The 25,898-nt window shown below is 48.7% G+C and carries 22 protein-coding genes; 4 read left to right on the forward strand and 18 right to left on the reverse strand.

From position 1 onward, the window contains the following. Positions 1-21: 21 nt before the first annotated feature. Both gntE and AC14M5_RS16735 read right to left on the reverse strand, forming a co-directional pair. Positions 22-1,320 (reverse strand): guanitoxin biosynthesis PLP-dependent transaminase GntE, encoded by a 1,299-nt coding sequence (gene gntE, locus AC14M5_RS16730; RefSeq protein ID WP_484030833.1) that lies wholly within the window; start codon positions 1,318-1,320, stop codon positions 22-24. 18 nt (positions 1,321-1,338) lie between these two features. Next, a complete protein-coding gene (locus tag AC14M5_RS16735; protein WP_484030834.1) occupies positions 1,339-1,845 on the reverse strand; it encodes an Lrp/AsnC family transcriptional regulator in 507 nt (168 codons plus the stop codon). A gap of 418 nt (positions 1,846-2,263) precedes the next feature. Between AC14M5_RS16735 and AC14M5_RS16740 the strand changes: the two genes are divergently transcribed. Next, the gene (locus tag AC14M5_RS16740) at positions 2,264-3,826 is read left to right on the forward strand and encodes a glycoside hydrolase family 36 protein (RefSeq protein WP_484030835.1); all 1,563 of its coding nucleotides are present in this window, start codon (positions 2,264-2,266) and stop codon (positions 3,824-3,826) included. Positions 3,827-4,440: 614 nt separating this feature from the next. After that, entirely contained in the window at positions 4,441-6,720 is a 2,280-nt protein-coding gene (locus AC14M5_RS16745; RefSeq protein ID WP_484030836.1) for a hypothetical protein, read from the forward strand. Positions 6,721-7,017: 297 nt separating this feature from the next. On the opposite strand, the gene AC14M5_RS16750 is transcribed toward AC14M5_RS16745, so the two are convergent. From AC14M5_RS16750 to AC14M5_RS16780, 7 genes are all read right to left on the reverse strand, one after another. Next, complete coding sequence (locus tag AC14M5_RS16750; protein WP_484030837.1) at positions 7,018-7,356, reverse strand: 4a-hydroxytetrahydrobiopterin dehydratase; 339 nt, start codon at positions 7,354-7,356, stop codon at positions 7,018-7,020. Positions 7,357-7,370: 14 nt separating this feature from the next. Next, positions 7,371-8,393, reverse strand: a complete 1,023-nt coding sequence (locus AC14M5_RS16755) for a transposase (protein WP_484030838.1) — start codon at positions 8,391-8,393, stop codon at positions 7,371-7,373. Positions 8,394-8,466: 73 nt separating this feature from the next. Further along, positions 8,467-11,136, reverse strand: a complete 2,670-nt coding sequence (locus AC14M5_RS16760; RefSeq protein ID WP_484030839.1) for a bifunctional transaldolase/phosoglucose isomerase — start codon at positions 11,134-11,136, stop codon at positions 8,467-8,469. Positions 11,137-11,209: 73 nt separating this feature from the next. Beyond that, positions 11,210-11,620, reverse strand: coding sequence for a four helix bundle protein (locus tag AC14M5_RS16765; RefSeq protein ID WP_484030840.1), 411 nt, complete (start codon positions 11,618-11,620; stop codon positions 11,210-11,212). 97 nt (positions 11,621-11,717) lie between these two features. After that, positions 11,718-12,176: a ribose 5-phosphate isomerase B gene (gene rpiB, locus AC14M5_RS16770; protein ID WP_484030841.1), complete on the reverse strand. Its 459-nt coding sequence runs from the start codon at positions 12,174-12,176 to the stop codon at positions 11,718-11,720. A gap of 130 nt (positions 12,177-12,306) precedes the next feature. Further along, positions 12,307-14,277: a transketolase gene (gene tkt / locus AC14M5_RS16775; RefSeq protein WP_484030842.1), complete on the reverse strand. Its 1,971-nt coding sequence runs from the start codon at positions 14,275-14,277 to the stop codon at positions 12,307-12,309. Between the two features lie 21 nt (positions 14,278-14,298). Beyond that, positions 14,299-15,102: a DUF429 domain-containing protein gene (locus AC14M5_RS16780; protein WP_484030843.1), complete on the reverse strand. Its 804-nt coding sequence runs from the start codon at positions 15,100-15,102 to the stop codon at positions 14,299-14,301. 275 nt (positions 15,103-15,377) lie between these two features. Between AC14M5_RS16780 and AC14M5_RS16785 the strand changes: the two genes are divergently transcribed. Then, the gene (locus AC14M5_RS16785; RefSeq protein WP_484030844.1) at positions 15,378-15,920 is read left to right on the forward strand and encodes a peroxiredoxin family protein; all 543 of its coding nucleotides are present in this window, start codon (positions 15,378-15,380) and stop codon (positions 15,918-15,920) included. A 1-nt stretch (position 15,921) separates the two neighbouring features. Continuing rightward, a complete protein-coding gene (locus tag AC14M5_RS16790) occupies positions 15,922-16,650 on the forward strand; it encodes a prolipoprotein diacylglyceryl transferase (RefSeq protein ID WP_484030845.1) in 729 nt (242 codons plus the stop codon). A gap of 178 nt (positions 16,651-16,828) precedes the next feature. On the opposite strand, the gene hpf is transcribed toward AC14M5_RS16790, so the two are convergent. From hpf to AC14M5_RS16835, 9 genes are all read right to left on the reverse strand, one after another. After that, positions 16,829-17,392, reverse strand: coding sequence for a ribosome hibernation-promoting factor, HPF/YfiA family (gene hpf / locus AC14M5_RS16795; protein ID WP_484030846.1), 564 nt, complete (start codon positions 17,390-17,392; stop codon positions 16,829-16,831). Between the two features lie 43 nt (positions 17,393-17,435). Further along, the gene (locus tag AC14M5_RS16800) at positions 17,436-18,164 is read right to left on the reverse strand and encodes a ComF family protein (RefSeq protein ID WP_484030847.1); all 729 of its coding nucleotides are present in this window, start codon (positions 18,162-18,164) and stop codon (positions 17,436-17,438) included. Positions 18,165-18,213: 49 nt separating this feature from the next. Then, positions 18,214-19,179, reverse strand: coding sequence for a type II secretion system F family protein (locus tag AC14M5_RS16805; RefSeq protein ID WP_484030848.1), 966 nt, complete (start codon positions 19,177-19,179; stop codon positions 18,214-18,216). Position 19,180: 1 nt separating this feature from the next. Beyond that, positions 19,181-20,134, reverse strand: a complete 954-nt coding sequence (locus AC14M5_RS16810; RefSeq protein WP_484030849.1) for a type II secretion system F family protein — start codon at positions 20,132-20,134, stop codon at positions 19,181-19,183. Between the two features lie 59 nt (positions 20,135-20,193). After that, complete coding sequence (locus AC14M5_RS16815) at positions 20,194-21,645, reverse strand: TadA family conjugal transfer-associated ATPase (RefSeq protein WP_484030850.1); 1,452 nt, start codon at positions 21,643-21,645, stop codon at positions 20,194-20,196. 11 nt (positions 21,646-21,656) lie between these two features. After that, entirely contained in the window at positions 21,657-22,898 is a 1,242-nt protein-coding gene (locus AC14M5_RS16820; protein ID WP_484030851.1) for a CpaE/TadZ family protein, read from the reverse strand. A 32-nt stretch (positions 22,899-22,930) separates the two neighbouring features. After that, on the reverse strand, positions 22,931-23,995 hold the full coding sequence (locus tag AC14M5_RS16825) for a CpaB family protein (protein WP_484030852.1): 1,065 nt from the start codon (positions 23,993-23,995) through the stop codon (positions 22,931-22,933). 154 nt (positions 23,996-24,149) lie between these two features. Then, positions 24,150-25,157: a histidine kinase gene (locus tag AC14M5_RS16830; RefSeq protein WP_484030853.1), complete on the reverse strand. Its 1,008-nt coding sequence runs from the start codon at positions 25,155-25,157 to the stop codon at positions 24,150-24,152. 4 nt (positions 25,158-25,161) lie between these two features. Further along, the gene (locus AC14M5_RS16835; protein WP_484030854.1) at positions 25,162-25,863 is read right to left on the reverse strand and encodes a response regulator; all 702 of its coding nucleotides are present in this window, start codon (positions 25,861-25,863) and stop codon (positions 25,162-25,164) included. Positions 25,864-25,898 lie beyond the last annotated feature (35 nt).

Below are 25,898 nucleotides of genomic sequence, written 5' to 3' on the forward strand. Positions count from 1 at the left end.
CGACGTTCGACGTTTGACAATTTACTGCTTTACTTCCTTCACGATCTCGGCATAGACATTTAATGTCTCATCAATATCGATATCGGAGTGTTCGTAACATAGAAACCACGGTTCGCGTGCATCGTGATCTGGCATGATGCCGCGAGTGATAGCTTTATCCGCAAGCCTGAGGTAGAGGTCATGGTCGCTCTTGGCCCAGTCCCGTTGACAGGTAACAGACTCAATATTCAGCGAGAACGAGAACATAGCAGGGTAGCCTGTGAAGACAACAGGGATATTGTTCTCTTCAAAAATTTCCTTCAATCCGTCCATGAGACGTTGTCCGCGTTTTTCGATGGTTTTCAAAATAGGTTGGGATTTCAATAAGCTCAATGTGGCATACGCGCCCGCAATACCAGGCTTGTTATTTGTATACGTTCCGCCTTGTGCCACACCCTGCCCAATAATAGACATGATCTCCCGTTTGCCGCCGAAAGCCGCTACGGGGTAACCATTGCCCAAAGCTTTGGCATACGTGACTAGGTCCGGTTTGAGGCGGTAGTATTCCTGCGCGCCGCCATTCGCAATGCGGAAGCCCGTCTTGACCTCATCCAAAATAAAGACACAACCATATTCTTCGGTTTTCTGGCGGATGAGTTCGAGGAATCCATCCTGCGGATTGATGGCCGCGCAATTGCCCTGACATGGTTCCGAGATCACGGCGGCGATTTGTTCGCCACAGGAACGCATCACACGCTCGAAGCCATCAAAGTCGTTGAATGGTAAAGTGATAATGAATTCGCGCATGGCTTTTGGAATGCCAGAAGAGGCCGGCACAGGGATCGGGCTGCGACGATTGCCATAGGCTTCCACCGGCGCATAAGTTGACCAAAGAGTATGGTCGTGGAAGCCGTGATAATTGCCTTCAAATTTTAGAATTAGGTCGCGGCCAGTAAAGGCGCGCGCTACACGAATGGCGTGCATGGTGGCTTCGGTGCCAGAACAAGCCATGCGCACCATGTCAATCGCGGGAGACATCTCAACGATCATCTCTGCCACGGCAATTTCAAGCTCGCCCGTCATGGCGAAGAGTACGCCTCTTTGAATTTCTTCTATCACCTTTTGGTCAACTTCATCGTAGGAGTGGCCCAAAATAACAGGCCCGAAGGCCATTCGATAATCAATATATTTTTTGCCGTCTACATCCCATAAATAGCCGCCCTTGGCTTTCTCTACATAAGGAGTAATACCATCACCCCAAAAACGAAAATTGGAATTCACCCCCAGGGGCACAACCTTTTGCGCGCGCTGCTGCAATGCTTGCGTCTTCGAACCGAACATACACTCTCCTTCAATGGATTATTTGGATGCTGTTACTGATTCGTTCTCGGACAATTCATTCGCGATTCGCTCAGGCACGCGCCACTGATACACATCCTTAAGAATGATCGGCACAATGGAAGTTGTGGTCTTGCGAACCCCAGGGACCTTGCGAACTACTTCGGTTACGAAGTGATAAATTTCCGCCGTATCTTTTGCAACCACCTGAATACTGATATCGTTCTGGCCGATGCCGCAGGCAACGTATGTAACATTTTCAAAGGCGGCCATCTTCTTCGCCACTTCCAGGATCAGATCTGACTCAACTTCCAGCCAGATATCGGCTTTGATGGTATAGCCAAGCGCCTCTGGGCTGACCACGGCGCTGATCTGGATTACCCCTTCATCGATCATCCTATCAATACGATAGCGGACGGCGCGCTCAGAAATATCACCCATGCGGCGCGAAATCTCAGAGGCGGACATTCGCCCATCTTCAAGAAGCAAATTGACGATTTTTATATCTGTTTTGTCGAATTCATACATATTTTAACCACATCTCTTCCGAAAGCAACACGCGAAATATACCTTACGGTCTTTTAATCGTCAAGGGAAAAATAAGAAAGAGTGCTATGCCATTCCCCATTCGGGGACGATGTGCGAGGAGGGCACTTGCACTTTCCGACGACATCGTACCCGAATGGGGAAGCAATCCCCTCGCTGAGTTGGAGATTGCTCACCGCACTGGCCACGGCGCAAGTGTTGGGCAAAGAGCAAGAATGCCCTCGCAACGACAGGCATTCGCAGTGGCGACTTTCGTCGCTCTTGAGTCAAACGACTAAAGTCGCTACTACGTTTTCGTGAAGCGCTGATAGGCAATCGTTAAAAAATCTATCTTTAATCATCTAGCCAATAATTCCTGGATGCATTATTATCGCGGCTTCGCACAATTAGAGGATCGCGCATGTCAATCATCAAATTTTCCGAGATTCAAGGCATATCAAAGATCGTAAAAACGAAAGACCTTCAAATTGAGCTGGCTTCCAAACCCATAAAATATTATCGGCATGGATGGCAGTCCTGGTCGCTGGCCGCGTGGACCGATCTAAATCCGATGCCAATACCCAAGCCTGATATCTTTTACCCTCTGCAAGTGGATACGCAGCATGTTCGCAAAACGATTCCCATTGGCTCATGGGTGGGCGCAGTGGAATTCGAGGATGGCAGCATCCTTCTGCTGGGCGCGCTTGCCACAGATGCGTATGTATCCCTCGTCGAGAATCAGCTATCAGGGTGGAGTGAGGCGGATGATATCGAGTGGTTCATGGCTCATGGGCAGGAGCAAGTCGTTTTCAATCAATATGCCGAAGAGTTGGGAAATCGTTTTGGAAAGATAAAAAAGAATGGCGCGCCGCGCGTCTGGTGCTCGTGGTACAGCTTGTACACCATGATCGACGAGCAGATTCTTTTTAAAACTTTTGACGAGTTGGGCGACCTGCCTTTTGATGTTTTGCAAGTGGACGACGGCTGGCAGGTTTCAATTGGCGATTGGGAAGCAAACCGAAAATTTTCTTCGGGCATGAATGCGCTGGCTGAAAAAATAAAATCGACGGGCAGAAGGGCGGGCTTGTGGCTTGCGCCATTGATCGCTGTAAGATCATCCAAACTTTTCCGCGGACATTCGGATTGGTTTTTGAAGGATGAGCGCGGGCGATTCGTTTCTGCAGGATTCAATTGGGGTGAGCAGTTGTACGCGCTCGACACAACGCATCCTGACGTAATCTCGTGGCTGGTTGCGCTCATGAAGCGGGTTCGCAGTTGCGGCTTTGACTATCTCAAACTGGACTTTTTATATGCAGGCGCGTTGAATGGCAAACGCTACAAAGACATGCCGCGCGAGGCGGCCTATCGCGAGTCACTGCGGGTGATGCGCGAAGCCATGGGCGCGGACGCGTTCTTCCTGACCTGCGGCACGCCCATCCTCCCTGCCATTGGGCTATGTGATGCCATGCGCATTGGCCCCGATGTTTCGCATGATTGGGAAAAATACCGCGACGCAACCCTGCTATACAACTTCACCACACCTGGCACAAGGAACGCCATCCGCACGGTGGTTCATCGTTTGTGGTTAAAGAATTTATTGCACATAGACCCTGACGTGGAATATTTTGAATCAAAAGAAAATTCACTGGCCGAGGAGCATAAGCTCCTTTTGCAAGACCTGGCGTTGATCTGCAACTTCAAAGCCACCTCCGACCTGCCGCAATGGATGACGGAGGCGGAGCGTGGGCAAGTCCGAGCTTTCTTGAACGCCACACCAAAGATAACGCAAGAGAGCCGCTACGTCTTCCGCCTAGATGACCGCTCTGTGGATTTTACTTCCACAGTTTCATTCCCTGAAATTCCGAGAGGCTTTGTATTACTTTGGGCAAAATTCCTAGGTTGGCTGGGCAGTTTCCCGTTCGTGCTGAGGACACTTAAATCAATGGACGATAAGGCGCTAAGAAAAAGAAGAGCAAGTCTGTAATCACATACACTAAAGCGGGAAAGGCTTGAAACCTTGCCCCCTTTCGCATTTGTGACAAATAACCGATGAATCGGGGCGAGAGAACCTTTTTACTATCACTGATTGACAAAACATCTTAGGCAGCCCGAATTGCTTGTAAGGATACTGAACTGAATCTGAACAAGCCTATTCTTGTCTTCACGATGATTACCCTACTGGGCTGTGCGCAAGCCACCAGCCCGTTTAGTCTTATTCATAAAGCAATATCTGTCTACTTGTGCATCTTGGTCGGCAAAGCCTCTATTTGTCATAAGTTCGGGGTTACTTTGGTCAGTTCTTACGCCGAGTTGTTGAAATTGGCTTGGTTTTGTGCCACAATTTCTTAAAGTTATTGGTATGGGTTAACCATCCATGTGGGTTCGGTTGTTTCGGTCATGGTTTCTGGTGCAAGAAAGAGCCGCCTCAAATTAGGTGTACAAGATAGGCGGAGTGTTGCCCCCGCCTAAGGGGTTCCAGTCCCAAAAAGTGCTTCTACCGTTGAGTCTTTTCCGCCAAATCACCGACCTGCCAGTATCTCCTAATGGGGACGATGACGCAAATTGGCGGGCGGTACATCAGTTGAAGGAGCGAACATAATGAAGAGATATATCTACATCTCCATTTCGATGATGACTATATTGGGTCTATCTGGCGGGTGCGCGTCTCCTACCCCAAAGGCCACCTCCACCCCAACACAAGGCGATGTGCAAACTCATGTACTGATCGATGGTCAAGGTGGGGACTGGGAGGCATATCCTGTAACTGGCACGGACGTGGAGGGCGACCAAAGAATCAATACGCCTGACTTGGGCGAAGTACGCGCCTTTAGCAATGATCGCTATCTTTACCTTTTCATCCGCCTGTACACGCAGGGCGCAACCGATCACTATGACATCTTGATGGATGTGGATGGCGGAGAATCCAATTTTCAGGTCAGCGTATGGCCTGAGAAGAACCAGGCTGTTTTCTCGACATTTCCTGTAACAGGTGATATGCAACCGCTGGCCGGGCTATCCGCTGCGCAAGATGATGTGATCGAGGTGAAAATGCCGCTCTCGGCTGTTGGTAACCTGCCGATCCGCTCCATTTTTATTCAGACATGGATGAGCGGTGAAACCGGCGATATGATCGAGGGGCTGTCAGTTACGCTGGTAGAAGAAACCGATCCTGCTAAAGCGGGAGCCTCCAATCCTACCGCGGTCGTGTTGCCCATACCAACCGCAGCACTAACACCGTCCGCACCTGCCACCGAGCGCCTGGGTCACGTTTGGATCTCGGAAACAGACACGCTTGCAGAATATGCGTACCGCTCATTCCTGCAGATTCCAGCGGGAATAGTTTGGGGACCGGACAACATGCTCTACGTCGCTGATTGGACTGGCCGCCATGTGGTGCGCGTCGCAAAAAATGGGACGATGGACGATCTGGCATTCCTGAATACGGTAAGGGAGTTTCAGCTAGCCGGTCCGCGTGATCTTGGCGGTCCGCGCGACGTTGATTTTGATTCGCAAGGCAACCTTTACGTCAGTAATCAGGACTACATCTTCCGCATCACTCCAGACGGACAGGTCACAAATCTCTGGGGCGTAAAGGGCAATCCCGTTGGCAGTATCGCCATCAGTCCGGCAGATGAGCTGTATTACACAGACCGTGCACGAGCCGAGGGCGCCCTGCTCAAATGGCATGGCAGCATGTCTGATATAGTCGTCAGCAATTTGTCAATGGCGCAGAACATCGTCTTCGGACTCGACGGAGCACTTTATCTCACACAAACGCGCCAGAGTCAGGTTTGGAAGGTGGACGTAAATACTGGCACGATGACAGTCCTTGCAGAGAATGTGTGCAGTTTCGATCCCTGTTTTCTTGCGGTGGACAAGGAAGGCGATATCTGGGCGCGCGGTATCAATCGCTTGAGCCAATGGACGCCCGCTGGAGTCGAAAAACCATTCGTTGTGGACGGGCAACGATATTCGGGAGGAAACTTCCCCGACCACACTCCGGGGGGCATCGCCTTCGATGACGAGGGAGGATTGTGGGTCGCATCCTACAACTCGAAACTGATCAGGCTCGCGCCAGTCACCCCCGGGCAGTCTGACCCTGAATTTACGACCAAGGTGATCGCTGCCGGCTTTGAAGCATCAGACCTGGAAGTTGGGCTCAATGGGGAAATCTACGCCAGTGAGACCAATACCAATCAGGTCCTGCGCATCAACCCCGACGGTGGAATGGTTAGTGTTTTCGATCATTCAAATATAGGTGGAGGACGCACCGGTCTGGCGGTGGATGAAAATGGAATCGTTTATGTGGGTTTACCCAACGGTGAGATCGTCCGAATCGAAACGGATGGGGCAGCCACGCATTATATAAGCCTGTACGCGCACCGCATGACCTTTGGCGCGGACGGCGCACTATATGCTGTTGCAGGAGACTTTGGAAAGAGCAAATCCATTGTCCGCATAACTGGTGTGGATACATCTGAAGTAATTGCAACTGAAATTAGTGGAATCCCTTTAGGCGACGGCGAATCGCATATCAGTCCAGCGCAAGACAAAGGGCTGTATGTTTTTATCGAAGAGACACGCGACCTGCTCTTTATGGATTTTAACGGACAGGGGAATTTGATCACGAACGTCAGTTCGCTTGGCGGTGGCGGACCGGCTCTCATGGCCGCCTCACCCATTACTGGCGAGATCTACCTGATCCCTAATGGACCTTACATCCTATTTCGCATTGACCTCAATGGTCAATCCACAGAAATGGCATCGCCTGTCATCGGCGACCCCTGGGGAATGGTCGTCAGCCGTGATGGACGATGGTTATATATTGCAGAGTCGGGCGCGGTGGATAAAATCCCGCTTTCTGCAGGAGCACCGTAAGGAGCTGTGCCCGTCAGCAATATCAAGGGATATAAAACAGGACTCACTCCGAAATTAATCTTTCGCGGGTGAGTTTCTTTCTAGCCCAAAATGGGGCGTTAAAAAACGCTGACTTTGCCTTTTATCGGCGAAATTCAGCGTTCATCGGCGCCCCAATTACTCATCTTACACAGTGTCATTCTGAGCGGCAGCCGAGGGTCGCCACGATAATCTCAGAGATCCTCGGCTGCCGCTCCGGGAATCACGGCTGGGTGCATAAGGTGAGTTGATTATGTATTATCAGGTTTCAAATATTGCCTACTTAAATATTTTGTCGCTCTTTGCCGCCATTACGAAATCGTTTTTGTGCAATCCCTTCACAACGTGAGTCCACCATTGCACGGTGACCCTGCCCCACTCGGTGATGATTAACGGGTGATGATCCTCTTCTTCAGCGATCACGCCGATCTTGTTCGTGAACCCAAGGGCTTCCACAAAATTCTTGAATTTGAAGATCCGCTCCAAGCGTTTGATGCCATCCACTTCTTTGATCTGCCATTCCGCTACTTGCGGATGCAGGTCAGCGATCTCGGCATCGGTTAAGGGCGGGTCGCCAGCACGACAGGCGACGCATTTTCCAGAGGCAAGTTTGTTCATTTTATTCACTCCTTCTAAAAGATTGGCAGCAGGTGAAGAATTCCGCCAATCAGGAAAATAACCGTTAAACTATTGGAAACCCAGTTCCGCAGGCCAAAGAAGACAATCTGCTCGATGGCTCGCATGAACCAAAAGATAGAAAACGCGGCTAGCAGTGTCTGACCGAGGCTGGTCACAACCAATTCCGCCTGAAATACGAATAACACAACCGCCATCAGCAGAAACACATAGGTCAAACGCAAATTCAGGATTTGCATGACCGAGCTATTAACATGGGTCAAAGAGGCAAGGTCTTCCTTCCAGTGGAATATCTTCCAGAAGAGAAGATGAAAAAAGGCAAAGCCCAGGTTGTAAATTGCGCATACAACGAGCCAAGGATTCATAAGGTTTTTTAATCCTATCATTTCTTCGGCATCTTTCAAGTAATCCTCCATGCTATTAGGCGTGGATAGATTGCGAATATTATTGAAGTTGTCGCGGTCTAATTGCCAATTAACGGGATTGTAGTCAATGTATTTGGTGATTAACTCCCATTCCTTTTCATTTCGAATAATGTGTTCGTAATAGTTCCTTTGCCAAACAGGAAATCCATTTGTGCCGCGCATAAGATTGATTCGATATGCAACAGCAGATTTATAGGAACGGATGATGGTGGGGGTGGAATTTGGAATCATTTTTCCAAATTTTTGTTGATTCTTGGTAGGGGCATAGCGGGACGATTCTTCGTCTAGGTTCTGCAAGTCCTCCGCTATGCCCCTACGGTCAGACTCGATGATTTGAATAATTCCATGCTCATGATTCGGCATCAATACGAATGCACCTAATTCAATATTGGGAAATCGCTTTGGCAATTTCTCCCATTGCTGCTTTGCCACCAGACCAAATTTGCTTAATTTCATTTCCCCATCAACAACCTCGCCAAAAAGATGCTCACGTTGATGTGAACAGATCGTTATGAAATACGCACCTGCTTGTGTGTAATCGTATCCCTTCAGGCGAATGGATCGGCGGTGATGAATTTCTGGGTTGTATTTCATAAATAACTCCGTAGGGGCATAGCGGGACGAACTCTTGTCAAAGTTCTGCAAGTCCTCTGCTATGCCCCTACAATTACATTAGATTCTTCAAATCTTCCAACTTATCCAGTCGCACACGCAATACGCGCCTGCCTGCGGCGACTAGCGCTTCGTAATCACCCAGCGCCTGCGCATGGAGCAATGTGCCAAAGGTTAAACCTTGTGTGGGAATTTCCATATCATTCTCAGCATCGTACACAACTTGGATAATCAATCCTTTATTCGGGCCGCCCTTGTGGAATTGACCTGTCGAATGTTGAAAGCGTGGACCAAAACCAGCAGTGACGGCGCATTTTGTCTTTTCACGGATCGCAATCCGCAGTTTTTGGAGCATATCGATCATTTCGTTATTGCGCGGCAGGTATGCATTGATCGTGATGAAGTCGCCAGCCTTTGCGCCAGATATAAATTTATCCAAGGCGGGTTTGGCATCTTTCCCATCCACCAGATCCACTTCGGCTAGTTTGCCAGTTTGCTGAAAATCCTTGATCTTGGCCAGTGTGCGGAGTTTGCTATCCTGCACGTCAGGCTGGTCAAAAGTGTTAATTCCCAAAATATGGCAGGCCGTTGAAATCGCGATCTCCCATCTGTAAAACTCCGCGCCTGCATCGTAGGGATTGGTAATTTGTAATTCGATCACGGGGAAACCCGCGCTCTTCAAAGAGGCAATACCAGCATCCAATTCGCCATTATTTCGCAGATATACAAACAGGCGATCATCTCCATAAACTTCAGGTACGCCTAAAGGTTCTAAGGCCACGGGCAGGATTCCCTTCCCCTGCTTGCCACTGGACTCGGCAACCACTTGCTCGATCCAATTTGCCAAGGCGGATACAGGCGCATCAGACAAAATCGTGAGCTTGTCTCTGCCCGCGAGAGCAGACTCTCCAAGTAAGGCTCCTAATGCAAAGCCAGCGCTATATGTTGGCTTTGACGCACTACTTATTTTTTCAGCAGACGTCAACAATTTTTCGATGTCCATGCCAAGCAATGCCGCAGGAACAAGACCGAAATCAGTCAATGCTGAGAAGCGGCCACCCACATTCGGATCGGGGTTGAATATTTTTCTAAAGCCGCGCTCTTTTGCGAGAGTCTCTAATGATGTGCCAGAATCGGTAATAGCAATGAAGCGCGAGCCATTTCCGTTGCTTAATTTCCAAACATAATCGAATGCGGCCATTAACTCTGCAGTGCCGCCTGATTTGCTGGCGACGATATACAGCGATTTCTCTGGCGGATAATTCTCAAAGGCGAGCTTCACTTGCTGTGGGTCTGTCGAATCCAGAATAGCAAGGGATACTTTTGCTTCGATTTTTGCGCCTGCCAACAACGAACTTAACACTTCACCAGTCAGTGACGAGCCGCCCATGCCGATCACGAGGACACGATCAATGCCTTCATCGTGGACTTGTTTTGCAAAGGATAAATATTCATCGAGGCGTTTGCGTGCATCGTCGATTGAGTCAAGCCACCCGAGCCTGATCTTCACTTCGGACTGGCCTTCGGGGTCGCTTGTCCATAGGGTTGGGTCATGCGCCCAGAGGCGGGCGGGGACAGAGTCCATTTCCAGTTGAGATAAACGTTCGGAAACGGAATCAGCTAAAGGTCCAAGCGAAGAGACGGCGTTCTTCCTCCGCTCCTCAATGGCTGCAAAAAGAGAGGTCAGCGAGTCTGCAAATGATTTCACACCCTCTTCTTCCAACTCTTTTGTAACCGTGCTCATGGAAATGCCCTGCGCTTTGAGTTGCGGAAATACCTCTTGCGATTCTTCGAGGCCGCGCGTGATCGTCAACGCAGCAGCGCCGTGATCTCGAAAGGCTTCGAGCGTTGCAGGTGGAACAGTATCAACAGTATCGGGGCCGATCAGGTTATCGACATAATAGGTATCGGGATAGGCGGGATTCTTCGTGCCAGTGGATGCCCAAAGCGGGCGTTGAACACGCGCGCGAAAGCGAGCCTTGAGAGTTGCAAAACGCGGAGAGGTAAAAATGGATTCAAAGGCTTCGTATGCAAGCTTTGCATTTGCGATTGCAGCCTTACCGCGCAGAGGGGAATCTTTGGGCAGGCGCGGATCGATCTTCGTATCCACGCGCGAGACAAAGAAAGATGCAACCGAAGCAATTTGTTGGACAGGCAGGTTTTGAGCAACGCGATCTTCAAGCCCTGCAAGATAGGCGTCCATCACTGCGGCGTAACGATCAAGCGAAAAAATCAGCGTGATATTGATATTGATACCTGCCGCAATGGATTGACGAATGGCAGGAATGCCTTCACGGGTGGCAGGGATTTTCACCATCAGGTTCGGACGATTGACGCGCTCCCATAATTCCTTTGCCTGTTTGATGGTGCCTTCGGTATCGTTTGCAAGGGCCGGGCTGACCTCGAGACTCACAAATCCATCAGCCCCTTTGGTTTCATCATACAAAGCATGAAAAAGATCGCAGCCATCTTGTATGTCTTCAATGGCAAGCTGCCAAAAAATCTTTTCAGAATCCCAGCCAGCCCATGCCAGCGGGATCAATGCAGCGTCATAATCATGTGTTTTGCTGATGGCATTTAGGAAAATTGTCGGGTTCGAAGTAACGCCGCGAATATCCCCTCGTTCGATCATGGCTTTTAGCTCACCGTTCACGATCACTTTTCTTTGAATATTATCAAGCCAGAGGGATTGTCTGAGGGATGTTAGTTTTTGAATGGGGTTCATGAGGGCTCGTTTCCAGGTTTAACAGTTAGAAGGTTTGAAGGTTGAAAAGTTAGAAAGTTGGCATGTTTAAAAGTTACACTTCATACTCTGCGGTATCTTCCTTGATTCGATGAGATTGTGGGTGGCTTTCGAGATAATCGATAAATCGGAAAAGCTGGCGCGAAGCCTTTTCGGCCATTTGAAAAAGTTTGGAGAATTCTTCTTCGGTCAAATAATTCACATCACGAGACACATACAGTTGTGAACGCACTTCACCCGCTGACGCCTTGGCTATTTCCAAATATCGAATAAATAAAGCCTGAGTTTTGCTTTCAAACCCCTCGGCAATATTGCTCATCACTGAAACGGATGCCCTGCGAATCTGATCTTTCAATCCATAATCTCTAGCGAGTTTGCCGTTCTCTATAATGGAATAAACCAATTTTGTTAGCTCACGAGCGGTCTGCCATGCTTCTATCTCTTCAAAGCAAGTAATCGTCGGCATAATTTTCCTTCAAGTACACAAATATCCAAGCTGTGTGTTTTGCAGATATTCAACTTGCGAACTTTCAAACCTGCCAACTTGTCAACTTGATAATTTGTTAACTATCTTTTTCCATTTCTATGATTTTGGCAACTCGGCGTGCCAGTCTTTCGCCCCCGTCATCATTGCCGAGATAACGTGCCATCAAAAACGCAGGCACTAAAACTTTAACCAGCTCGGGGCCGATCACGCGGCCACCCAAACATAATACATTCATATTATCGTGCATTACACCTTGTGCAGCGGAATAAGTATCATGGCAGATCGAAGCGTAAACGCCTTTCATTTTATTGGCCGCAATCGCCGCACCCACTCCAGAACCGCAAACTAAAATTCCGCGCTCGGCCCTGCCCGACTGAACCTCCTCCCCCACTTTTTTTGTGAAGTCGGGAAAGTCTACCGAATCAGCGCTGAAGGTACCCACATCGATCACTTCATGACCAGAAGCCTCAACCGACTCGATCACAACATTTTTCAGCGGGAACCCCCCATGATCGCAACCTATTGCTATTTTCATATAAACTCCTCATGTCATTGCGAGGGCGACAGCCCGAAGCAATCTCATCATCGTGTTAGAGATTGCTCACCGCACTGGCGCGCGGCGCAGGTGTCGTCGGAAAGAGTACGAGCCCTCCTCGCAACGACATCTAAAGTTCTTTTGCCTTCGCAACTACATTCTCAACCGTAAACCCAAGGTTCTTGAATATATCTTTATACGGAGCGGATGCACCATAACGTTCGAGGCTGATAACGGACTTTGCGTATCTTTCCCAGCCCAAACCTGCCCCTGCTTCGACAGCGAGTCTCTTCTGGATGTTTTTCGGCAACACCGACTCGCGATAAGCCTCATCCTGTTTCTCGAACAGTTGCCAGCTTGGGAATGAAACCACGCGCACGCCCATGCCTTCATCTGCAAGTTTTTGCGCCGCTTCAAAAATAAGACTTACTTCTGAACCAGATGCTATTAATATGATTTCAGGCTTGCCAAAATCCTTCAAGACATACGCGCCCTTGTCAACTGGCGCGGAGATGGTATCCAATGTTGGTAAGGCCTGGCGGGTCAGTGCCAACAGGGTCGGGCCATCGCGTCTTTCAATGGCTATCTTCCAGGCTTTGACCGTTTCATTTGCGTCCGCAGGACGGATCAGCACCAGGTTCGGAATCAAACGCAATGACATCAAATGTTCAATAGGCTGATGGGTTGGCCCATCTTCGCCAAGGCCAACGCTATCATGTGTGAAGACAAAAATTGAAGGATAAGGAGACAATGCAGCAAGGCGAATCGCCGGGCGCATGTAATCTGAAAAGATAAGGAAAGTGCCGCCATATGGAATCAGTCCGCCGAAAACGGCCATGCCGTTGACGATAGACCCCATGGCATGTTCACGCACGCCAAAGTGGAAGTTGCGGCCATTGTAGGAATCTTTTTGAAAGGCGGGACTTCCATCAATTTTGGTGTTGTTTGAAGGAGCAAGGTCGGCAGAGCCGCCCAGAAGTTCAGGGAGTTTCGCAGCAAGTGCGTTGATGGTCTTGCCAGAAGCGGCACGGGTTGCCATACCTTTCGCATCTGGAGCAAAGGTCGGTAATGCAGAGACCCAATCTGCGGGGAGTTCGCCATTCAAACGGCGTTGTAATTCTGCCCCTAACGATGGGTGCAGGCGTTTATATGCATCAAACTTCAGCTTCCAGTCATATTCAAGCTCACGCCCACGGTCAACAGCTTTACGATAAAACTCAAGCACATCGTCAGGGATGAAGAAGCGCGGTTCTTTGGGCCAGCCCAAATTATCTTTGGCGGCATTGAGTTCATCGTCACCAAGCGGCTCACCATGCGCTTTGGCTGTGCCCTGCTTGGTCGGCGCACCGAATCCAATGGTGGTGCGGCACATGATCATCGAAGGGCGCGGGTCGGCCTTGGCTTCCTGTAAGGCATTGTCAATCGCCGCCACATCATTGCCATCTTCCACGCGCAAGACTTGCCAGCCGTAAGCACGGAAACGGACAGCGCGGTCTTCAGTAAATGCCAAATCTGTTGAGCCGTCAATCGAAATGTGATTATCGTCGTACAGATAGATCAACCTTCCCAAAGATAAGTGCCCCGCGAGCGATGCAGCTTCTGAAGAAACACCTTCCATCAAGTCGCCATCGGTAACAATGGCATAGATGAAAGGGTCAATTATTTCGTGGCCGCGCTGGTTAAAGATCGCGGCGAGATGCGAGGCCGCAATGGCCATGCCAACGCCATTGGCGAATCCCTGCCCTAACGGGCCGGTGGTCACTTCCACACCCGGAGTTAATCCGTACTCAGGGTGGCCGGGCGTGAGGCTTTCCCATTGTCGGAAGTGTTTCAATTCATCGAGCGGAAGATCGTAACCCGTCAGATGCAGCAAAGAGTATAAGAGCATGGAACCATGCCCACCCGAAAGAACGAAGCGGTCACGTCCTGCCCATTTTGGGTTGCGTGGATTATGCCGCAAATGGCGCGACCAAATTGTGTAAGCCATCGCCGCCGCCCCCATTGGCAAACCAGGATGACCAGAGTTTGCTTGTTGAACGCAGTCTGCTGAAAGAAAACGAAGAGTATTAATTGCGCGTGTTTGAAGAGTTTGGGTTGTCATGTGAGGTATTTTACCATTCGCTTAATATTTTTCTTTTAATTCCTTTTCAGGTAATACGATCATTCCCTCCTTTATATCTCCAATGGAACAGACATGTTCAGGCTTATTAACCGCCAGCCAGGCCACGTAAGCCGCAACCAATGCATCAAGTTGTTCAGGCAGGTATAACAACTCAATCGGCCAAACCCCTTTCATCATTTTGTAGCGCGTGACCTCTTCAAAGAATTCCATTGGGTCTTTGATGCGAACCCCACGCTCGAAAAGAATTAACTGCCTTTGCAGTTTCCCCTCCAACGAGGGTTTCGATAGCGGTATACTGCCTGCCATCACACTAAAACAGGCATGTGGATGTGTCTCCAGTATTTGGTATGGTGCTTTCTCGGAGGGGTATTTCTTGAAACCCAGCTTATTCAACTTACGATATAACTCAAAACCCAATTGCATCCACGCCGGAGAGACACCCACGCTTGCAGGTGTACCCGAAACTGAAATGCCCCGCTCGCGAAGTTCGTATTCCGCCATACGAAATTCCGCACCACGGATTTGATGAGGTGTAAGCATTGTTTTTTTCAATTTCTCGCGCACCAAACCACGGTTGACTCCGGCAGGCGCATTTACAGCAACCATTGCAGATTGCTGCCCAGCAGCAAATGCAGTCACATCTTCCATTTCACCATCTGCCAGCGCAAGGAGATTCAGGTCCTTATCCAATACGGTGTAAGTGAAGGATTTGTGCCCGGAGGTTGGGTCTATGCCAATGAAAGTAGAATCAGTGAAGAACATAGTAAGATACAGTGAGGTCAAACCAACAGGAAAGTTGTTCATTTCTATTTTACCGCTTGTTGCCTGGATTACTAAACCTTTCATGGAAGGTGCGAGCAAATATCATAATTCTGGTTTAGCTATTTATGCGGCACTCTGTACTTCCAAAAGTGTGCCATAACCGTTATCATTTAGAAATAATTTCTTTACCGTACACAGAAAACCTAAAGGTCTGCTTTCCCTTCGTAAATTTGAGAATTTCCAAAAAGACCTTTAGGTTTTTTACAAGAGAACTGTACGGTAGAGAAGAAATAATCAAAGGTACAGAAAACAGGAATATGAGCCGAACCCAACGAATCATTCTTTATACTCTGCTCCTCATTGCGAGCGCATCATGGATCGTGATCTCCGCCGACGCATCAGGCGCATCCGCCTCGGGCAATCTTCCCGCTCCCCAGGCAGGTTTCGCCGCCCCCGATTTCACACTCAAAACCCCAACGGGTGAGACGTACACACTCTCTGAGCTAAAGGGTCAGGCGGTGCTGGTAAACCTCTGGGCAACATGGTGCCCGCCCTGCCGCGCAGAAATGCCAGCCATTCAAAAAATGTACGAAGAATACAAAGACCAGGGTTTCATCGTGCTGGCAGTAGACATGACCTATCAAGACGACCCCTTTGCGATTGTCCCATTTGTTGAAGAGTTCAATCTCACCTTCCCGATCCTGCTGGATGAAACTGGAGATGTAGGCAAAGCCTATCAAATCCGTTCATTGCCATCCTCATACTTTATCAATCGCCAGGGCATTATCACCGAAGTCGTTATCGGCGGCCCCATGTCCGAAGCGCTGCTGCGCACTCGCATCGAAGAAGCTCTGAAATAAAATGCTCACTACATTCCGTGATCTCTTCGCACCTCCGCGCCACATGATCCTGCTTGTCGCCGCCGCATGGGTCGGCCTGACCCTCGCTGAAAAACGCACCGAACGCCACGGCCTCAGCAAAGACGATCTCAATAACATTACTTTCTATGGCCTTATCGCCTTCGTCATCGGTGGGCGTATTTCATTTATTTTGCAAAATGTTTCCGCCTTCACCAAAAGTCCGCTTGGTATCATCTCGATCAACCCAGATCTCTTCGATCCGTTTGGCGCAATGATGGCTGCTTTCATCGTTGCATTCATTTACGGTCAGCGGCGCAACCTAAAATTCTGGTCAACGCTCGATGCGCTTACTCCTTTCTTCGCCATCCTCGCCATCGGGCTGGGATTAAGTCATCTTGCAGCTGGCACATCCTTTGGAAAAGAGACGACATTACCCTGGGGGATTGAATTATGGAATGCCACACGTCACCCGACGCAAATCTATGAGACGCTCGCTTCTCTCTTAATCTTTGGCTTGATCTGGCTCAAAAAAGCGAATCCACGCCCAGGCATTCTCTTCCTAACCTTCGCCGCGCTGACAGCATCTTCGCAACTCATCATCGAAGCCTTCCGAGGAGACAGCCTCATCATGGTAAATGGAATAAGACAAAATCAAATCATTGAATGGATAATCATTGCACTTTGTTTTTTCCTGATGGAACTAAGATTACAACAACAAATAAAAACTTAATTACCCCCCAATTTAAATGGGGCGCGGACGAGCGCTGATACCCAATGGGTACTATAGTTAACGCGGATTCAAAAAAGAATCCGCGTTTTCCGCGTTTATCAGCGTCCCATTTTGCTCTTAAAAACAAACTCGCCCCGAAAGATTAATTTCGGGGCGAGTCAAGTTTCATTCAACACGCTTAGCCAAGCTCAGGCTCTATCAACCCGTAACTGCCATTGCGCCTACGATACAACACGTTGATCTTACTCGTCTCCGCATTGTAAAAGATGAAGAAATTATCGTGACCCAGATTTCGCATTTGTACCACGGCCTCATCCTCGGTCATCGGATATAGGATAAATTTCTTCCTGCGGGCAAACAACGGAGAAAGTTCGCCAGTCTCTTCATCGATAACATCGTCTGCCACCTCAGCCGCAGAGCGCCCATCGCCACGTCCACGATAGTGTTTTCCCTTATATCTCTCGATCTGGCGCTGTAAATTATCCATCGCCTGATCAAAAGCGGCAAGGGCCTCATCAGCACGCTCTTCGGTGCGCAAAGTAAAGCCTTTTCCAAAAACTGTGATCTGGGCCACATTACGATCCTTGGCATCGCGGGCAGCTTTTTGATGAGAAAGCTCCACTCGCGCCTCATCAATTGCCGGCAGATAATGATCGAGGTTGCCCGCCTTCTTGTTCACGTACTCTTCGATCTTATCGGTCAAACGGATATTGCGTGTCTGAACTTCCACTTTGTTGGACATAAGGTCCTCCTTTTTGGGATGTCAAGTCACAAACAAAAAAGCGCTACACGTGCCTCAATCCATGATGAGGCAGCGCGCGCGCCACTGTCAACGCATACACTTCCCTGGCACCTGATGAATATAGTGCTTCAGCACCTGACGATAAAGTAGACCCTGTGGTTGATACATCATCCATCACGAGAACAGTTTTTCCATATACCCCCGCCCCAGCTTGAAAGGCATTTTGCACATTCGTCTTGCGCTCCAACTTTGTCAACCCCACCTGAGAGCGCGTCTCTTTTTGGCGCATCAATCCATTTGGTGCGTATCGCATATTTAGCGCCAACGCCAGTGGTTTTGCGATCATTCCAACTTGATTATAGCCTCTTTCCTTTAACCTTTGCCTTCCCAACGGTATCGGCACAATCACATCGATCTGCCAGTTCAAATCCTTCACAAAGGCCACCATTTGATAGGCAAGCGAGTCACCCATTGAAACATCACGACGATATTTCAATTTATGTAGTGCCGCTTGGACAGGTTCATCAAAAACCGCCCAGGCCCTTAACGCGCGGAAGTGCGGTCTGTCTGCGAGGCAGGTTTCACATACACCAGCTTTATCACGTGGCAGGCCGCAAATATCACAAAGGATTCCATTCAAGATATTTACACGATTTTGGCAGTCAGCGCACCAGCGCGAGCCGACCCTGCCGCATCCCCCACATTCAGGCGGAAATAGCAAATCAAGCGTACCCCAAACAGAACGATATAAATTGTATTTCCAGTTTGTCAAATCTGCCTCTTAATATAAAACGGCAGTTCAATTTTTTTGAGATTTTGAGCTAGGGCCCAATAAATGCGCCAAATGCACCGGCAATTTGGAAGGCAGCGGGAGCCATGAGAATGATCATAATGGATGGAAATGTAAGAAGCGCCATCGGGATGATCATCTTCACAGGCGCCTTATGAGCTTCCTCTTCCGCGCGCTGGCGGCGTTTCATGCGCATTTGGTCTGATTGAATACGCAATACTTTAGCCAAACTCACGCCCAGGATCTGGCTTTGGATGACAGCCGCGACAAAGCTGGTCAACTCAGGCAGACCAATGCGATCTGCCATATCACGCAAAGCCTCACGCTGTGTTTTCCCAAGCTGGACTTCGCGGATGCAGCGCCCAAACATAATCGAAAGTTCATTCTCCCATTTTTCGCTGACTTTCGACATGGCTGCATCAAACCCCAACCCGGCCTCCACGCAGATCGTCAACAGATCAAGCGCATCTGGCATCGCTTTGCGCACTTCGTTTTGACGGCTATTGATACGGCTTTGCAGCCATAACTGCGGAAAGAAAAATCCCAAGGCAGTAAATATGCCTACAATTAATACGACTCTACCAAACGGCCAGTCCACTTGAGGAAGGGATGAAATCAGCAGCAAAAGGCCGCCAAAGATGGTAGCGCCTACAAAACGAGTAGCCAAAAAAGTTGAGGCATCAATGCGTCCGGGGTTGCCGGCCAATTCAAGTTTGAGTGTTGTCTCCTGCAAAAGTCTTTGAGGTGTAAATCTTGTGGAAATCTCCCCAAACTTTTTCATAACCGGAACAACAACCCGCTCCATAAAGGGTTGTTGCAGCTCAATATCCTCAAGGGAGACAGATTCACCGCGCTGCGTGGCTTCAGCAAGGCGGGCCATAACCGGGTCAGATTCATCCTGATCGGCCTGGCGGGCATAGCGCCGCCCAACGATCACTAGCAAAATGGCTCCGCCCAAGATCAAGACTCCGACAAAGATGCTAATACCAGTTGACATACTAGACCTCGATATCCGCAATACGCATCATGATAAAGTAACTGGAACTGATCAAACCAAGCACAGTGCAAATAATTGCCGCTGTACAAAGAGGGCCGCCATTAGTAGCAGCCATCAAATATTCGGGATTGAGAAACCACAATATGAGTGTAAGGAAAAACGGGATCAGGGAAAGCACAGTGCCTGATGTCCGAACTTGCGATGTCAACACGCGGACTTCGCCCTTAATACGAACACGTTCACGAATCGTGAAGGATATATTATCCAAAATCTCGGAAAGATTACCGCCGACCTCTCTTTGTACATTGATTGCTGTTACAACAAAATCCAAATCGTCGCTCGGTATCCTGCGAAGCAAATTTTCAAGCGCAGTTTCCATCGTAATACCGATCTGCATTTCCTGCACAACCCGGCGAAACTCATCACATATTGGGGCAGGCAATTCCTTACTGATGGCCTCCATTGCCTGCATGGTTGAGTAGCCTGCACGCAAACCATTCACCATCAAGTTGAGCATATCAGACAATTGATCGTTGAATTTTTGCAATCTCTGCTTCTGCTGTCTTTTTACATACATGCGGGGAGCAAAAGCACCAGCAACCGCTCCGATCAACGCGGAAATCGGATGGCGATTCCCAAAAAACCATGCAATCAAGCCGACTAATAGTATGCAAACTGCAATTAGAACAAAATATTCAGCAACTTTAAATTTTAGATCTGCGCGGGCAAGTTCACGGGCAATACGATCCCCATAAGATGTTTTTTCAACTCGTTTGGAGACCCAGTCGGTAATCACAGAGCGCTGGACTTCACGATCCACACTCTGTTTGTCTTCATCCAAATATTGACCAAGGCGTTGTTCAACCAGCGAACGTTCACTATTGGAGGAAACAATAATCCCCACAATCAATAGCACGATTATGACTACGCCACCGATGATAATAATCCAGGTCATCTTGTTCCTTCTCAGCAATACTTCAAAGACATATCAATACCAACGTTCTTATCTTTGACTTAATATCTGCGGCGTTCACCAATGCCAAATATGGATGGAGGCAGGTGGATTCCCGCCGTTTCTATCTTGTCCATAAATTTTGGTCGAAGGCCTGTCGGTCGAAGACGACCAACGATCCGTCCGTTTTCCATGCCTGACTGTTCAAAGATAAAGATATCGGTCATGGTAATTACGTCGCCTTCCATACCGCTCACTTCTGCAATGGTAGTGACTTTACGCGTTCCATCGCGCATGCGTTCCTGCTGGCAAATTACATCTACGGCGCTTGCCATCTGTTCGCGAATAGCTCTAATCGGCAGATCCATGCCTGCCATGAGACACATGGTTTCAATACGAGAGAGCGCATCTCGCGGAGAATTTGCGTGGGCTGTCGTCATGGAACCATCATGGCCCGTATTCATTGCCTGTAACATATCCAGCGTTTCCCCACCGCGGCACTCGCCCACGATAATGCGTTCAGGGCGCATACGAAGGGCGTTGATCACTAGATCACGAATGGTAATTTCGCCGCGTCCTTCAATGTTGGGTGGGCGGGATTCAAGTGTGACAACATGTTCCTGGCGTAGTTGCAACTCCGCGGCATTTTCAATAGTCAATATGCGCTCATCAGATGGGATGAAACTGGAAAGCACATTCAAAAAGGTTGTTTTACCAGAACCAGTACCGCCTGAAATAATGATATTTAAACGCGCTTCAACACAGGCCTTGAGAAATTGGACTGCCTCGTTTGTGACCGAACCAAACTGTATCATTTGCTCAACAGAAATCGGGTTCTTCGAAAATTTACGAATTGTTAGAACAGGGCCAACAAGCGAAATGGGAGGAATAACCGCGTTGACACGAGAACCATCCTGCAAACGCGCATCCACATATGGGCTGGATTCGTCGATACGGCGGCCTAATGGCGCAACAATACGGTCAATGATGCGCATCACATGCTCGTTGCTTTCGAAGGTCACCGGCACACGATGGAGCTTTCCTTTCCGCTCGATATAAATATTCTTGGGTCCATTCACCATGATTTCAGTAATTGTGTCATCTTCCAGTAATGACTGTAATGGACCAAGCCCAAGTATTTCGGCGGCGATCTGCTCAAATAAGCGCGCACGTTCAGGCCGGGAAAGAACAATATTTTCTTCCGATAGGATCTGTTCAAATAAATTTTGGATGGTGCGGCGAACTTCTTCAGTCCGCGAAACATCCATCGAAGGATCAATTTCCGCGAGTAATTTATTCTGAACGCGGGTCTTAAGATCAAAATATGATCCCGCTTGTGGAGATGTGATCGGAGCACTCACCCGTCTGGCCTGCAGGGAGGAAAGGCGGGAAGAATCGCCTCCGCCACCTCCCGACCCGGCCTGACCGCCTCCAGATTGTTGCGGCGTAGGTGACGGCGATCCGCCTTCCTGTTGGCCGCCTTGACCTTGTTCAATACGTCGAAGTAACGACATAATAAAACTCCTTAACGTTTAACAGCTGCTTCACCTTCAGCTTCCAACACATTTAGCCGGGCTCGAACTGCTTCGGCCAATGAAAAAATTCCTCTTCCTACTGGCTGGGATTTGTTATCCAGCATAAACGGCACACCGCGATTGACCGCAGGAATAACAACTTTTTCATCAAGAGGGATGGACACTGAAACTTCATGCTTGAGATTTTCGCTTACCCGCTCAGGAGTAATTGCGATTCGCTTGTCATATCGATTCATGGCAAAAACAACGTGCTCCTTGGTGATACCCATGGTATGCAACAAATCAAGGAACAAACGGGCATTCTTGATCGCAGGGATTTCCTGGGTGGTTACCAATACGATCACATCACTTATATCAATTGTGGAAAGGATCACATCCGTCAAGATGGGAGATGTGTCTATCACAACATAGGAATACATACGCTGTAAGAACTGCAATACTTTTGTGAATTGCTCGGCTGAGACCTTTTCTGCCATTTCCGGGCGTTGGGGGGCGGCCAGAATCCTTATGCCCGAAGCTTCATGTTTTATTAAAATATCTTCGACGACATCTGGTTCAAGCTCGTCAACACGGGGCGCCAATTCCAGGATTGTATTCTTCCCCTGTTCGTTCATAAAAACGGCAACATCGCCAAATTGTAAATTTGCATCGACGAGAACAGCACGAGTATCTTCGTTGTGTAATGCAATGGCCAGGTTCACTGCAAGGGTTGTACAACCGGTGCCGCCTTTCGGGCTATACACGGTAACGATTTTGCCCTTTGAGACAGGTGCAAAAGCAGACATTACCATTGGTGCGCCCGAGACTGGGTTTACCGGATATTGCTGCTTTACGTTTTTGCTCCGCTCCGCTTGTGCCATCTCGCCTGCACGGCGGACTGCGGAAATTAACTCATCTCCCATTGGAGGTTTTGTTAAAAAGTCACGAGCACCTGCCAACATTGCCCGCCGCATATAATTCTGATCGCCCTGCACCGACAAGATCACAATTTGCATATAGGGGGATTTCTTCCGTATTTCTTCTGTAGCGGTAATCCCATCTATATCAGGCATGTTGATATCCATCAACACAACGTCCGGGTCCAACTCCTGTGCAAGCTGAATCCCCTCCTTGCCAGACCTCGCAACGCCGGCAACATCCACATCAGTTTCAAACTGTAATAATTTGCGAATGTTCTCACGAGTTTCTGCTATATCATCAACAATAAGCACTCGAATTTTGTCTGAAGCCATATTAAATTACTTCCATTCCTAAAAACCATTCCTTATTGAGGAGGTACGGTTACTGTATCATTCGGTAAGAACGGGGATATCAAGTCGGTGATAGCTGGTTGCATTGCGTAAGGAAGTTTTGCAGGAACAGGGATATTGTATTGGCTAAGCAGGAATTGCAAAGTGGAGGCTTCGGTTGCCTGACGTGCCTGATCGGTTGGATTCCTCAATGTCATCGAAATCTGTGCATTGGTATACATTAAATAGGAAAGCGTAATGGAGTCTTGAGGTGATACGATCAAGGTAATGATGTCAGGAGCTGCAGGTTGTGCCTGCTGAGCATTTGGGTCGGTTGGCTGGGTAGTGGTGGTTGTAGCCGTCGGTATAAGCGGGAAATTACCCAGTTTCATCACAACCACATCCTGAAGCAGCATTTGACAAACCATCCTGGGCCGTTGCGCCTCGGACGGAACCAGATAAAATGGCTGTTGAACCGACGGGTCCAATTCCAGCCTGCCTTGTGGCGAACCAGAAGCACTCGAGCCCAATGATAGTACGGGCAATGTATCTGGCACAAAGCCGGTTCCAGTTAGCGTGCCGGTTAGGTTAGGCAATATTGTCTGGAAGACGGGATCAACATCTACAAAGAGGAAACAACCATTGATATTAATATGCGCGCCATCATTGATCGCATACGCTGATAGGGCTAGGCGGCTGGTAGGAATAGACATTGCGGTCATGCCTGGCGGAATCAATGAAGCCCATTGAGGCCCAGAGATCGGCACCGCTGCCGATGCGTCATTGACCATCGATTCGGTGATCACGACACCTTGGTCCAGAGGAAACTTTGCCACTTTATTACTGGTCAACGCCGGCAGTTCATCGCGTGTGTACATGACCTCGACAACATTTTCCTGAGGAATTCTCATCGTGGCAAGTACCTCCGCTGTAATTTCGCCGCCCTGTGGAATATTCTGAGCGGCGTAATATACATCAACGTATACAGGCTGATTTTCCTCCTGTTGTGTAATTAAATATTGACGGATGGCTACAACACCCACCACCAAACCAATGATGATAATCAGAAGTACCAGAATGAGAGTTCGACCGCGTCGCATATTCTTCTCCTTACCTCGAATTCGATATTAATCAGACATTTTATAACATATTCATTATACAAGAAAAATAGCAAAAACATATTACGGACAAACGAGGAAATACTGGTCTTTCAAACTACAATATTGTTAAGTTGCAAAAACAGCGAAAAAATGATTAGATTTTTGCCTGTACTGTAAAGGATATCCTGGCGCCGGAGCCGGCAACGCTGTCAACCTCAAAATTCCCACCCAGCATTTCTGCCCGCTCACGAATAAGTTTCAAGCCCAAATTAGTTGACTCTTTTAACGTTTCCGGGTCAAAGCCCTTACCGTTATCATCCACACTAACCCGGATCAGATCAGCTCCGATATCCATTTGAACCTTGACCAAAGTGGCCTGGCTATGACGAGCTGCATTTCCAAGTAATTCTTGGACAGCGCGAAAGATCATCACTTCCAAATAAGGCTCAAGGCGGCGTTCAGTGCCGGTAACTGTCAGGCTTACATCCAGCCCAGTTTGTTCTTTAAATGCATCGGTATATTTTCGGAGGGTCGGGGTTAATCCCAAATCATCCAGCATCATTGGACGTAATTCAAAAATAAAATTGCGCACTTTTTGAAAAGTGCCCATGGCCGAGGTCTTTAGATTCCCCAATTCTTCCTTTGCCTGTGCCGGGTCGATATCCAATAGGCGCATTGCGATTTCAGTCTGCAAGATAAAATTGGAAAGAGCCTGGGCGGGGCCATCATGCATCTGGCGCGATAAGCGCTGGCGTTCCGCCTCCTGGGCATTAACGATCATCTCAATTCCAGCCATTTGGCCTTTGGTACTTCCAGAAGTGGTGGAGGAGGCCACAGCCTCACCCGTCCCCGAAACTGTTTTTTCTAAAACAGCCGCATATTTTTCAAGATGTGTTTTGTCATTTTGAAGCTTCTCTAATTGCCCACGCATCACGAAAAGTCTTTGTTGAACATCCAGGGCGGAATCATATGCCATTTTAAGTTCTTCGACAGCCGCCCCTTGTTTTTGTACCTGCTGAAGATGGGACGAAATCGCCGCATTACGCTGAGTTATCTTTGATAGCTCGCCCTGGCTTTGTTCGATCATCAACGTGACTTCACGCAAGGCGCGTTGGGTTTCCTTAAGTTCACTCTGGTAATCCATTAATTCTGTATCGCTCATTAGATCATTCCTGATGACGCATATCGGTGTCTTTTAGTGTTACCCAACCACGCTTCAAAGCATACACAACAGCCTGGGTACGATCCTCGACGCCGAATTTTCGCAAGATGGCAGTGACGTGATTCTTGACAGTTTGATGGCTGATTCCCAACATGGTGGCGATCTCTTTATTGCTCATTCCGCGCACCACACAAGCCAGTACTTCCATTTCACGATCCGAGAGGGGGTGAAAAGGCGTGCCAGGCTCACTGTATGAGCGGCGCGCGCCTTCCATTCTTTCTTCCACCCATAATTCCAACTCACGTCGGGTAAATACATTACCTGCAAAAACATATTTCCCTTCCGCAACTTCACGAATAATTCGGGAAAGAGTTTGCGGCTCGATATCCTTGGAACAGTAGCCATGTGCGCCCGCAAGCGCAGCATGGATGGCCTGCTCTACATCATCATAGCCAGTCATCAGTATGATACGAGTGCCTAATTTATCCTGAGATACCTGATGGGTAATTTGCTGACCGTTCATACCGGGCAGGTTGACATCCAGAACCGCAATCGTCGGCTTCTTGGCGCGGATCAACTCCAGCGCGTCATCCCCGGTGGCCGATTGGGCGATAATGCGCATGTCTGGTTCCAGCGACAAAGCGTCTACAACGCCCTGGCGGAATAATGGATGATCATCAACGATCAGTAGTGTTATCTGGTTCATCCCTTGCCCATTCTCTCTTTTATGGAAGTTGGTTT

The organism is Candidatus Villigracilis sp. (assembly GCF_057083605.1).

Coding starts and splice junctions, on each gene's coding strand:
- AC14M5_RS16835 (WP_484030854.1), bottom strand. CDS start 25,863: ATGAACCAGATAACACTACTGATCGTTGATGATCATCCATTATTCCGC.
- AC14M5_RS16740 (WP_484030835.1), top strand. CDS start 2,264: ATGTCAATCATCAAATTTTCCGAGATTCAAGGCATATCAAAGATCGTA.
- AC14M5_RS16805 (WP_484030848.1), bottom strand. CDS start 19,179: ATGTCAACTGGTATTAGCATCTTTGTCGGAGTCTTGATCTTGGGCGGA.
- rpiB (WP_484030841.1), bottom strand. CDS start 12,176: ATGAAAATAGCAATAGGTTGCGATCATGGGGGGTTCCCGCTGAAAAAT.
- AC14M5_RS16825 (WP_484030852.1), bottom strand. CDS start 23,995: ATGCGACGCGGTCGAACTCTCATTCTGGTACTTCTGATTATCATCATT.
- hpf (WP_484030846.1), bottom strand. CDS start 17,392: ATGTCCAACAAAGTGGAAGTTCAGACACGCAATATCCGTTTGACCGAT.
- AC14M5_RS16760 (WP_484030839.1), bottom strand. CDS start 11,136: ATGAACCCCATTCAAAAACTAACATCCCTCAGACAATCCCTCTGGCTT.
- AC14M5_RS16750 (WP_484030837.1), bottom strand. CDS start 7,356: ATGAACAAACTTGCCTCTGGAAAATGCGTCGCCTGTCGTGCTGGCGAC.
- AC14M5_RS16755 (WP_484030838.1), bottom strand. CDS start 8,393: ATGAAATACAACCCAGAAATTCATCACCGCCGATCCATTCGCCTGAAG.
- tkt (WP_484030842.1), bottom strand. CDS start 14,277: ATGACAACCCAAACTCTTCAAACACGCGCAATTAATACTCTTCGTTTT.
- AC14M5_RS16785 (WP_484030844.1), top strand. CDS start 15,378: ATGAGCCGAACCCAACGAATCATTCTTTATACTCTGCTCCTCATTGCG.
- AC14M5_RS16735 (WP_484030834.1), bottom strand. CDS start 1,845: ATGTATGAATTCGACAAAACAGATATAAAAATCGTCAATTTGCTTCTT.
- gntE (WP_484030833.1), bottom strand. CDS start 1,320: ATGTTCGGTTCGAAGACGCAAGCATTGCAGCAGCGCGCGCAAAAGGTT.
- AC14M5_RS16765 (WP_484030840.1), bottom strand. CDS start 11,620: ATGCCGACGATTACTTGCTTTGAAGAGATAGAAGCATGGCAGACCGCT.
- AC14M5_RS16815 (WP_484030850.1), bottom strand. CDS start 21,645: ATGTCGTTACTTCGACGTATTGAACAAGGTCAAGGCGGCCAACAGGAA.
- AC14M5_RS16810 (WP_484030849.1), bottom strand. CDS start 20,134: ATGACCTGGATTATTATCATCGGTGGCGTAGTCATAATCGTGCTATTG.
- AC14M5_RS16780 (WP_484030843.1), bottom strand. CDS start 15,102: ATGAACAACTTTCCTGTTGGTTTGACCTCACTGTATCTTACTATGTTC.
- AC14M5_RS16830 (WP_484030853.1), bottom strand. CDS start 25,157: ATGAGCGATACAGAATTAATGGATTACCAGAGTGAACTTAAGGAAACC.
- AC14M5_RS16745 (WP_484030836.1), top strand. CDS start 4,441: ATGAAGAGATATATCTACATCTCCATTTCGATGATGACTATATTGGGT.
- AC14M5_RS16820 (WP_484030851.1), bottom strand. CDS start 22,898: ATGGCTTCAGACAAAATTCGAGTGCTTATTGTTGATGATATAGCAGAA.
- AC14M5_RS16790 (WP_484030845.1), top strand. CDS start 15,922: ATGCTCACTACATTCCGTGATCTCTTCGCACCTCCGCGCCACATGATC.